General features: G+C 45.2%; 8 protein-coding genes. 6 read left to right on the top strand and 2 right to left on the bottom strand.

The annotated features are described in order from the left end of the window. Positions 1 to 104 precede the first annotated feature (104 nt). The 6 genes from DNJ77_RS00080 to DNJ77_RS10020 are packed head-to-tail and all read left to right on the top strand — an operon-like array spanning position 105 to position 8,601. A complete protein-coding gene (locus DNJ77_RS00080; protein ID WP_116962961.1) occupies positions 105 to 2,660 on the top strand; it encodes an AAA family ATPase in 2,556 nt (851 codons plus the stop codon). Beyond that, entirely contained in the window at positions 2,657 to 4,084 is a 1,428-nt protein-coding gene (locus DNJ77_RS00085; protein ID WP_116962962.1) for an RNA-binding domain-containing protein, read from the top strand. The genes DNJ77_RS00080 and DNJ77_RS00085 overlap by 4 nt, the downstream gene beginning before the upstream one ends. Then, complete coding sequence (locus DNJ77_RS00090) at positions 4,077 to 5,705, top strand: type I restriction endonuclease (protein ID WP_116962963.1); 1,629 nt, start codon at positions 4,077 to 4,079, stop codon at positions 5,703 to 5,705. Before DNJ77_RS00085 ends, DNJ77_RS00090 begins: the two co-directional genes overlap by 8 nt. Next, complete coding sequence (locus tag DNJ77_RS00095) at positions 5,702 to 7,936, top strand: AAA family ATPase (RefSeq protein ID WP_204723341.1); 2,235 nt, start codon at positions 5,702 to 5,704, stop codon at positions 7,934 to 7,936. The genes DNJ77_RS00090 and DNJ77_RS00095 overlap by 4 nt, the downstream gene beginning before the upstream one ends. Beyond that, positions 7,899 to 8,279, top strand: a complete 381-nt coding sequence (locus DNJ77_RS10015; RefSeq protein ID WP_204723342.1) for a hypothetical protein — start codon at positions 7,899 to 7,901, stop codon at positions 8,277 to 8,279. The genes DNJ77_RS00095 and DNJ77_RS10015 overlap by 38 nt, the downstream gene beginning before the upstream one ends. A 4-nt stretch (positions 8,280 to 8,283) precedes the next feature. After that, positions 8,284 to 8,601, top strand: coding sequence for a hypothetical protein (locus DNJ77_RS10020; protein ID WP_204723343.1), 318 nt, complete (start codon positions 8,284 to 8,286; stop codon positions 8,599 to 8,601). Positions 8,602 to 8,710: 109 nt separating this feature from the next. Here the strand turns inward: DNJ77_RS10020 and DNJ77_RS00105 are convergent, their stop codons facing one another. Next, positions 8,711 to 9,628 (bottom strand): S49 family peptidase, encoded by a 918-nt coding sequence (locus tag DNJ77_RS00105; protein WP_116962964.1) that lies wholly within the window; start codon positions 9,626 to 9,628, stop codon positions 8,711 to 8,713. 128 nt (positions 9,629 to 9,756) lie between these two features. After that, positions 9,757 to 11,565 carry an aspartate--tRNA ligase gene (gene aspS / locus DNJ77_RS00110; RefSeq protein ID WP_116962965.1) on the bottom strand — a complete coding sequence of 603 codons (1,809 nt, stop codon included), beginning with the start codon at positions 11,563 to 11,565 and terminating at the stop codon, positions 9,757 to 9,759. Positions 11,566 to 11,676: the final 111 nt, after the last annotated feature.

The raw sequence follows: 11,676 nt of genomic DNA on the forward strand, positions 1-11,676 counted from the left end.
TTAGGGACCGCACCGGTCACCGGATGCGGCTTCTCTTATTCTGCCGATGAGTTTGATACTGCATTGTCAGGTTCTGTCGCAGATTATGGATGGGAGGTTGGATTATGAGCCAGCAATCGAAAACACACGCGAAAGATTACTTGGTTGATTTTTCACAAGATCAGTGTGACTGGTTAAAGTTGCTTATTTTCGAAGCAGTAAACACCAATGGTAAAATATCTGACGGAAAATTGGACGAGATTTATTCCAACCTTAAAAGCGGGACAGCAGTTCAACAGCCGAGCCTCAACACACGTTCTGCATCGAACACTCAGATCATTTCAATAAAGAAGTTGGAACACATTAGTGGCGTTAATGCGCTGGCAGCCAACCAAACCATAAAATTCAGTGAACATGTAACCGTTCTTTACGGGCTAAATGGTGCAGGAAAAAGTAGCTATTTCAAGGTACTTAATGAGATTGTTGGAGGGAATGAACAAAAGGAGCTTCTGTCTAATATCCACGCAGATCAAAATCAATCAATTCAAGTAAAGCTGACCTACAATAATGGCAGTAGCAAGGACTTGAATTTTGATAACACCCAAAGAGGTTTTGATGATCTGTTAAGGTGCAAGGTCTTTGATTCTTCTTATCTGGCGGGTCTGCTTTCGCAGCGCACTCAAGACGAAACTGTTTTAGAACCGTTGGGATTACATATTTTTAAATACATTGCTGACAAAATTGATGCGTTTAAGCTTCGGTTGAGAAACGATGCCGACCGATTAAAAGGAAGTAAACCATCAATCTCTCTTGAAAATGTCTCTGATCAATTAAAGGGTGAATTTGAGGCACATAATCTGTCAGAAGCATCAATTTCCTCAATGCGCAAGAAGTTTGTATTCACGGAGGAACAAGAAAAACAGCTTAAAGAAAAAACAAGCGAACGAACAACTCTGAGGCAAACCAATTATGCAGACCGCATTACTCTCTTGGAAATAGAGAATAAGGAAGTTAGACAGATTTATAATTGCCTGAAAAAGAAAAAACAGCTGGAGACGAAAGCTTTATATCTTCACGAATTACTGAAAAATAAAAGGGATAAGGAAAGTGCTAATAAGCAGGCATTGGAGAAGATCGCTATCCTCAAAGAGCTCCCTTTCTCGGGATCTGCGGAGTGGAAAGGTTTTATTTCAGCCGGAGCGAAGCTAAAACAAAAGAGCAACACGGGCGGAGCAAACTGCATTTACTGCAATCAGCCATTACAAGATGATGCGCTCAGATTAGTTCAGGCATATTCGGAATATTTAGGAGATAAAACCGAGAGCGAATTAAAAAAAGCAACGGATGACTTAACCAAAGCCAAGGGGGAGGTTAATGCCATAGCGGTTTCGCTAAATGTTTCTGATAATTTCAGCCAGAAATACAAAGAGGCTCTTCTTGAGAACACCGGAACTTCGTTGACCATCGCACTAGATGAAGCTCAAAGATCTCTTGAAGGCTTAAAATCTCATTTAATTGATTTGATTGATGGACAGATGCAAGAGCAACCCCGTGTTGAGGTAGCTCCCCAACTCTGTCTTTGGCTTGTTAGTAAGTATAAAGAAAATGCTCGAACTATTAGAACACTCAAGGCGGATGACACTCAAAAGAACGAAAAGATTAAAACCTTGGAGAATGAGCTCAAAGTTCTCATGGAAAACGAATCCGTCTCTACGCAACAAGCAGAAATTGAGAGTTGGCTGAAGATCGATAAGGAAGAGAAGCTTCTAAGGGAAAAAGAATCCGAGATAAACACCAATTCCGTTACTCGCCTTTCAAATACAGCACATGACGAGCTATTAACCTCTGAATTGAACAAAGCCTTCAAAAATGAGCTTGATCAGCTCGGTTATAAAAACCTAGAAGTGAATTTAGTCAAAGCCGAAGGGGGCAAGGGCTCCAGTTCGACCAAGCTGATTCTTGAAAACAGCGATTCCATTCATAGCATCCTGAGTGAAGGAGAACAAAAGGCAGTTGGCTTGGCTCTATTTATTGCAGAAGCAGTTGTTCAAAAATCGAAAGCACCGATAATTTTGGATGATCCGGTAAACAGTCTGGATCATAAGATTGCCGCCAATTTCGCAAACAGACTTCTTGCGCTAGATAATCAGCTCATAATCTTCAATCACAATAGATTGTTTCAGGATGCCTTTGAAACTGCTAAGGCTGGGCATATATGCAAAACTGTCGACTCCGCCTGCAATAAACAGGGCAAGCATATTCTGGTTTACACTGTAAGCTCTGAGGGAAAGTCACGAAAAGGGGTTCTAAGCTTCTATCGTACCAACACCTTCAACGATCACATTGGTGAAGCAAAGCAAGAGCTACAAAAATCACCCTTTACAGAGCATTCAAAAGTATCCGCCATACTGCGAAAAGCTGTGGAGTGTCTGGTTGATGAAACCGTTTTAAACGGTGTTACGCCAACAAAGTATAGTAACAAGAATAGCAGGATTCCTTGGGATAAACTCACAGGCTTGAATTGTTCTTCTGAAAATATTGAGAAGATGAGAAAAGTCCACGATCGTGTTTCTGGAGGCGATCTACACAACGGCACAGAGTCGGAAAACAATCCTATTGATGTTGAGGAGTTTAACCGATTGGTCTCTGATTTGGAAAACGTCACAGGAGGTGACTCATGATCCCCTTCCACCCCTACGAAGACGAATGCACTGAATTCAAGCGGGAACTCACCGATACGCTGGAAAAGGAAGTCGTGGCATTTCTCAATTCCGCCAAGGGCGGGGACATCTATATCGGGGTGGAGGACGATGGCACGGTGGTTGGCGTTGACAATCCGGACAAGTTGCAATTGGCGATTATTGATCGGATCAAAAACAATATTTTGCCGACGACCCTTGGCTTTTTTGATGTGGTTACACAGGAGATTGACGGCAAGCCGGTCATTAAGGTGATTGTTACCCGTGGACTCGAAAAACCGTATTACCTGAAAAAATACGGTATGTCTCCCGCCGGGGCGCACATTCGGGTGGGCACGGGAACGCAGCCGCTGACCACCGAGATGATCGACCGCTTATATGCCACCCGCACGCGGGATTCGTTGCGCAATATCCCCTCGCCGCGAAAGAACCTGAGTTTTCATCAGTTCAAAATCTATTACGATGAGAAGGGTTTTACGGTAAACGATTCATTCCTTGAAAACCTCGACCTCTATGCCCCAAACGGCGAGCTGAATTATGTGGCATACCTTTTGGCGGATCAAAACAGCGTCTCCATTAAAGTCGCCAAGTTTGCGGGACCAGACAAACTTGATTTGATTGAAAACGAGGAATATGGCTATTGTTCGCTCATCAAGGCGACTGAGCGGGTTCTGGATAAGCTGGAAATTGAAAACAGGACTTTTGCCAAAGTAACGGGCGCCGCCAGAAGGCTAGAGAAAAATATGATTGATAAAGCGGCACTGCGTGAAGCATTTATCAATGCCATCGTTCATAACGACTATACGCGGGAAATGACTCCGGTGGTGGAGATTTACTCAGACCGTCTTGCGATTGTTTCTTATGGTGGATTGGTGCAGGGATTATCCCAGGAAGACTTTTTTGCCGGGCGATCCATGATACGCAATCGTGAGTTGATGCGGGTTTATCGGGATCTGGATCTGGTGGAGCAATTAGGTTCGGGCATGGGTAAAATCCTTCGTGCTTACTCAAAGGATGTTTTTCGTCTCAGTGAGAATTTCGTAGAGCTTTGTTTCGAGTACGAAGAGGGATATCTGGAATCTCTAAAGGATGGAGAAAAGAGGGGTGAAAAAACGCGGGTCGAAACGCGGGTGAAAACGTCGGAAAAGAGTTCGGAAAACGCCGATGTTTTTCGGAATGATTTCGGAATTATTTCGGAAAGAGTTCGGAAGGAGCTCGGAAGCAACGTAGCGAAGACCTTTGAGATGATCTATCAACACCCTGACCATAGCGCTGAGGAGATTGCGGCGGAACTTGGTAAAACAGCTCGGACGATTGAAAACCACATAGCCAAACTCAAAGAAGATGGCGTGATTGTTAGGAAAGGTCCCAAATTAGGCGGCCACTGGGAGGTTGTAGATGAGTAAGTTCACCGAAGCCAAACTGGAAGCAGCCATTATCGAGCTCTTACAGCTTGAAGGCTATGAATATGTAAGCGGGGAAACCATAACTCGCCCTGAAAATGAAGTCTTACTCAAAGACGATCTGCGCAGCTATCTTTCAAGGCGTTATGCAACAGACCAGATAACCATCGGTGAAATTGACTCGATCGTTCGCAAGCTGGAGGTCTTTTCCGCATCTGATCTTTATGAAAGTAACAAAGCCATCATGAAGATGGTCTCTGATGGCTTTTTGTTGAAGCGTGAAGACCGCAGCAAAAAAGATCTGTATATCCAGTTGCTGGATTATCGGGATCTTCCCGAACTGCGTGAGCCGAAGCCGACGGAGGTCGAAACCGTCGTTGCCGAGGAAGTTGCCCCTTATAACGCCACCCAAAACATCTATAAGGTGGTGAATCAGTTTGAAATCCTTGGATACGAAAAACGGATACCTGACGGCATTATATACATCAACGGTTTGCCCTTGGTGGTTTTTGAATTCAAAAGCGCCATTCGTGAAGAAGCAACCATCCACGATGCCTATGTTCAGCTGACAACCCGGTACCGCCGGGATATTCCAGAGCTGTTTAAATACAACGCGATTTGTGTGATTAGCAACGGTGTCAATAATAAGGCCGGTTCTTTCTTTGCCCCGTATGAGTTTTTCTACGCGTGGCGTAAAACCGATGGCGCAGACCTTGTTGAGAAAGATGGCATTGATTCCCTCTACACCATGGTTAAAGGGATGTTCAACCTGCATCGGATCAGGGACATTATCCGAAACAGCATCCTGGCTCTGGACAAAGAACTGCAGGTGACCCCACTGCAGTACACCATCCAAAGTGGCCTCCAGAACGATCAGATCACCGATGGTCAACTCAGAAGCGGTGACGGATTCACGCTGACCAACACATCAGTCGAAACCCACAATGCCTTAATCCATTCCATGGTCACCTATGATCTGCTTGGGAAAATTGCCGAAAACACTCAACTGACAAGAAAGACCGTAGCCGAGATATTGCGCGGCGTTCAGACGGCGGTTTTCAAGCAATTCAAACAGAACCCGGAGCATTTCATCGCCGAAGGCTCACGGCTTATCAATGAGCAGAAGGCCACGATCATCATCAAGCGGCTGAGCTACGACAACATTGCCGAGACCCACGATATCGATATTTTCACCGCAGGCCAAAGCAAGCAGGACTTCACCAAGGCGAGCGAGAAGCTGAAGAACCACATCTATGACTACGTGATTACCGACTCCAAGGTTGAGCGGGAGTTTGTGAAAGAGCTGGATACCAGCACCGAGGTGGTCGTCTATGCAAAGCTCCCCAGAGGCTTCCTGATTCCAACTCCCGTCGGCGACTACAACCCGGACTGGGCCATTTCCTTCAAAGAAGGTTCGGTCAAGCACATCTATTTCGTCGCCGAGACCAAGGGCTCCATGTCCAGCATGGAGCTTCGGGCAATCGAACAAACCAAAATCGAATGCGCCCGCAAGTTCTTCGCGGAGGTCAACCGCAAGATTGATCCCGAACACGTGAAATACGACGTGGTAACTAGCTACGGGAAACTGATGGAGATTGTCGGCATGGGAGGGGCAAAAGCATGAATGAGTTTTCGGCATCACTGACCAAATGGTTTTCAGAGCGCCCCCAGTGGCTCCAGATCGCGGCTACTCGGCTACTCCAGCAGTCTGAGCTTACCGACAAAGATGTCTCTGAGCTCGCAACCCTATGCCAGCAGGAAGCCGAAGGTAAGCTGCCCAAAACGACCTGTTCCTTTCCTGCTACCGCGTTCTCCCCGGGCGCAGCAGGCTCCCTGCGTTTGTGTTCAATCAGTGATGTCGAAGGAGTAAACGCCCTTGCTCCGAAAAAGCCACTTGAGTTTGGCAAGGGCAATATCACGATTGTTTATGGCAACAACGGGTCAGGCAAATCCGGTTACGTCAGACTCCTCAAACATGTATGCGGAGCCCGCGAGACGGGTACCCTCCACCGCAATGTCTATAAGCCCGGCGCTGCCGCACAGAAAGCCTGCATTTCGTTTGAGCAGGACGGCGTACCGAAGACTCATACCTGGTCTGGGCAAGGTATCTGCGATGACCTCAACAGCGTTGATATTTTCGACACCTCGTTTGGCAAGGTGTTTGTCAGCAGCGAAGACGAGGTGAGCTACGAGCCGCCGGTATTATCCTTTTTCAGCTTGCTCATCCTCGCATGCGAAAAGGTCGCATCGGCCTTGGACACCGAGGCCAACCGGCACCAGTCAAAAAAACCGAATATCCCGGCTGACAAGAAGGTAACTCCTGAAGGCATCTGGTACGAAGCCATCAGCGCCAAGACCAGCACCCAGGACATCGACAAGTATTGCGCATTTGGCAGTGCTGACGAAACCGAGATGCAAACGCTGCAGCAGCGCCTTGCCGAACAGGCACCGGCAGAAAAAGCGAAGCAGCTGAGAAAGCAGAAGCAGCATATCGACACTCTGATCCAGGATGCCCAAAAGTATCTGCAGCAATTATCGGACGAGAATTACCGGCGGATCATTGCTGCTAAGAAGAAGTCGATTCTCAAAAAGGCAGCGGCAGATACGGCGGCGGAAAAGGTGTTCTCCGGCAGCGAGCTGGAAGGAATCGGCTCTGATGTCTGGAAAGAACTTTGGGAAGCGGCCCGGAACTACTCCGTCTCGGCTGTCTACAAAGAAACCGAGTACCCGAATGTTTCTGATGGTTCCCGTTGTGTCCTGTGTCACCAGCCCTTGACCCAGGAGGCCAAGGAGCGGTTGATCTCCTTCGAAAACTTCGTGAAGGGCGAAATGCAGAAAGCCGCAACGGATGCGGCCAAGGAATACGAGACCGCCAATCAAACTATCGAGGCGCTACCGACATCGGAGACGCTGAAGGCACGTATCGATGCGGCTGGTATTCCACAGGATGAAGTCGCCAGCCAGGTGACGGATTTCTTTGCCCAATTGCAGGCCAGAAAAGACCTGCTCCCTGGGATCGATTCCGAAGAAGCCATTCCCGACCCTCTGCTCTCACCGAAATGGATCGAAGAAGCCAACGCCCAGTCGAAGAGCCTCGGTGAACTCGCGGCAAAATATGACGAAGACGCCAAAAGCGATAATCTTGAGGAGATCAAGAAGAAGCTAAACAGCCTGCAGACCAGAAAGTGGTTGTCTGAACGCCGCGCCGCCATTGATGAAGAAGTCACCCGATTGAAGCTGCTGAATCAGATTCAGGAAGCCAAGAAGTCGACCAACACCAAAGCCCTATCCCAGAAGAAAGGGGAGCTGGCAGAAGCCTTGATCACGGATGCGTTCGTGCAAAGGTTCAATGCAGAGCTCAAGGCCCTGGGCGCGTCTCGGGTGAAAGTCGAGCTCGTGAAGTCAAAAGTCTCGAAAGGCCGCGTCCTTCATAAGCTCCAGCTTCGAGGGGCTTCTCAGAATGGGCTCGCCGATGTGCTGAGCGAGGGAGAAAATCGGATCGTTTCCATTGCGGCTTTCTTAGCCGACGTCACCGGCAAGAGCAACCAGGCTCCGTTTATCTTTGACGATCCAATATCCTCGTTGGACCAAAGCTATGAGGAGGCCGTGGTTCAAAGACTGATCGAGTTGTCTCAGGAAAAACAGGTCATAGTCTTTACTCACCGCCTGTCCTTGCTGGGAACGGTCCGGCATTTTGCCGAGAAAAAGACCATCAAGCCCGATGTGGTGAGCATTCGCTCTGCGGACTGGGGGGACCGGAGAGCCCGCGCCCATTCCACTTTCACAGAGCGACATCAAATCCGCCCTGAACACACTCATGAATCAGCGGTATCAGGATGCAAAGAAGGCGAGTGAAAACGGCGAGTTTGAACATGCCGAAATCTTGCTGAAGTCGATATGTAGCGACTTCAGGACATTGGTGGAGCGCTCTATTGAAAATGATCTGCTGTGCGGAGTGGTTCAAAGATTCCAACGACCGGTCCATACGTTGAAGCTCAAGGATCTGGCCAAATTGAAGGACGCGGATTGCAATCTCCTTGATTCGCTCATGACCAAATACTCCGGGTTCGAACACTCACAGCCAGCAGAATCACCAGTGGAGCTGCCGAAGCCAGACGAGCTTCTGGGCGACATGACTTCGCTAAAAAACTGGCGTGAAGAATACGCGAAGCGCCCCGCCTCTGCGGTGGCCGGGTAACAGTATGAAAGTTCTTCATACATCCGACTGGCATATCGGCCGCACCCTTTACGGCAGAAAACGCTACGAGGAATTCTCTGCGTTTCTGGATTGGCTGACCCAGACCATTGAAGATGAAACCGCGTGGTTGACCCAGGCACACATGGCAGAACTATTTCAGGTGAAACCGCAAAATATTACCATGCACCTGAAAAACATCTATGCTGAGGGGGAATTGGCGGAAGAGTCAACTTGTAAGGAGTTCTTACAAGTTCAACAAGAGGGTGCAAGACAGGTTGAAAGAAAACGGAAATTTTACACTCTGGATGCCATTATAAAGTAAAGCGCTGCTGAGTAATTTAAATGGTTAACACTAGGTTCTGTGAAGTTGAGTTGGCTCAAACGAGCGAGCATCTAGATTAGAAGTCCATTTCATCGAGGCACGTATCTTTTTATTGTAATTTCAAATTACTGGCTTTAGCAGCTTGATACATAACTCCAGTGCCCAGTTTTTGACTTAATTGATCAAATAGATTTAACGGTTGAGTAAAATTAATGACTTTCATATTATTGAATTTATCACGTTGTAAACTGTCAACAGATGCAAAGTCATCAATTAAACCATATTCTTTCGCTTGAATGCCAGAAAATGGCATGCCAGAAAAAATCTTATCTTCGGCTTTAAGGTTAAGTCTGTCACCTCGAACTGCCTTCACAGCATTGATAAAGACTTGATGTGTTTGGGTAAGCATTGCTTCCATTTCTTTTACTTGTGCTGCACTTTGCGGTTCAAAAGGATCCAAAAACCCCTTATCTTTACCGGATGTATAGAGTCTACGTTCTACACCAATTTTCTTTAACAACTCGACAAAACCAAATCCATCAGCACGCACACCGATTGATCCTGTGATAGTCATTTTATTGGTATAGATATCTTTAGCGGCTGAGGCAATATAGTAACCCCCAGATGCACATACATCAAGGCATACGGCATAAAGTGGAATTTTTGAATATTTGTTTTGGAGATAGCGCATATGTTCATAAATATTATCGGATTGAACAGGTGAGCCGCCGGGGCTATTGATTTCAATAATTACAGCTTTGGTGTTTTTATCTTCAAAAGCCGCATCTAGGCTGTTATTAATACGTGTGGCATTAGCATTGCTATCATCAGCAATAACACCATCAACTTTTACCAAGGCGATGTGATCTTCTGTTTTAATGGGAGGGGTGCTAAAAGTTTTAAATAATAGACCGATGATTAAAAGAGCAACAACAAGCCAGCAGAGTCTAAAGAATATCCGCCAGCGTCGTGTGCGCCTTTGTTCAAGTATATAGGCATTAGCAATTCGTTCTAAATGTTCTGACATGATGGTTCCTTTTTTATAAGTGTAAAACGAAAAATGAACAGTCAAATGGTAGAGGAAATTAAGAAAAAAATCAGCAGGATTTATGGTTAAAAGAGAAAGATAGATGGTTTTAAGCTTAACCTACTTGTTTAAAGTGTCTGATATTTGGGTTTTTCTATGCTATGCGGTTTTTCATGTATAACAGTTTGAATAGCAAGCTCATAAAGCTGTTCTTTACTTACTTCGGTTGGTGCTTCAGTCATTAAGCAACTTGCAGTTTGTGTTTTAGGAAAAGCAATAACATCGCGGATATTCGTGGTGTGGGTAATCAACATTGTTAAACGGTCTAAACCAAAAGCAATACCACCGTGGATAGGTGCGCCATATTGTAAAGCATCAAGTAAAAAGCCGAACTTCTCTTTGGCTTCTTGTTCACTAATACCAAGTAGGGAAAACACGGTTTGTTGCATTTTCTGATCATGAATACGGATAGAACCACCACCAACTTCATAGCCGTTTATAACCATATCATAAGCACGTGATAAAGCTTGTGTTGGATTGCTAATCAGCGTTTCACATGAATCGACTTTGGGTGCAGTAAATGGATGATGTAGTGCATATAAACGGTCATCTGCTTCTTCAAACATCGGGAAATCAATAACCCAAAGTGGTGCCCATTCTTTAGTATGTAATTGCAAATCCTCACCAATTTTAACGCGTAGAGCACCCATAGAGTCATTAACAATATTTGTACGTCCTGCGCCAAAGAAAATGATATCACCATCTTCAGCACCCGTTGTAGCAAGTACTTTATCTAGAGCTTGTTCAGAGAGATTTTTAACAATAGGAGATTGTAATCCTTCTTTACCTTGTGCTTTATTATTGACTTTGACATATGCTAAACCTTTGGCACCATAAATGCCGACAAATTTTGTATAATCATCTAGCATTTTACGCGTAAGCTTGTTATTACCTTGTGCCAGACGCATCGCAATGACGCGAGAGTTATTGTCGTTAGCAGGGGCAGAAAATACTTTAAACTCTTCATTTTTCATAATTTCTTTAACATCAACAAAATAAAGTGGAATGCGCAGGTCAGGTTTGTCAGAACCATATTTATCCATCGCTTCGGCGTAACTCATAATAGGAAATTTCTGTGGTAGATCGACATTGATTGTATGTTTGAAAAGAGAGTGAATCATATTCTCCACGATAGACATTAATTGTGCCTCATTAATAAATGAGGCTTCAATATCGACTTGAGTAAATTCAGGTTGGCGATCAGCGCGTAGATCTTCATCACGAAAACATTTAACAATTTGATAGTAGCGATCAAAACCAGAAACCATCAATATTTGTTTAAATAACTGTGGTGATTGTGGTAGGGCGTAAAATTTGCCATGATGATTTCTGCTTGGCACTAAATAGTCACGTGCACCTTCAGGTGTAGCTTTGGTCAAAAAAGGTGTTTCAATATCTAAAAAACCTTGCTCATCTAAAAATCGGCGAATGAATTGTGAAATGCGTGCACGCTGAATCAAGCGTTGTTGAATCTCAGGACGTCGCAAATCAATGTAGCGAAATTTTAAGCGTACATCTTCACCAACGTGTTGATGTTCATCAATTTGAAATGGAATGGGTTTGGCATGACTGATAATCTCAAGTTTATGTCCAACAATCTCGATTTTACCACTGGCGAGATTTGGATTTTCTTGACCTTCAGGGCGTGCTTTTACAATACCTTTAGCTTTTATCACATATTCATGACGAACGTGATCTGCAAGTGTGAATACATTTTGGTTTTGAGGTTCATAAATCAATTGAACCAAGCCACTTCTATCGCGAATATCTAAAAAAATCACACCACCATGATCACGGCGGCGATGTACCCAACCACAAATTTCTACTGGTTGGTCAATCAGTTTTTCGTTAATGTCAGAGCTATAATGGCTACGCATTTTTTATCCTTTAATGATTCAGTTTTAGTAATTGATTGTGCAAACTCAGACGCATGAAAAGCACTTGGAAGTTTGGCAGTCACATGAACGTTTAAGCATATAGAAATATTA

It is taken from the genome of Fastidiosibacter lacustris (assembly GCF_003428155.1).
In the GTDB taxonomy this organism is placed as follows: domain Bacteria; phylum Pseudomonadota; class Gammaproteobacteria; order Francisellales; family Francisellaceae; genus Caedibacter; species Caedibacter lacustris.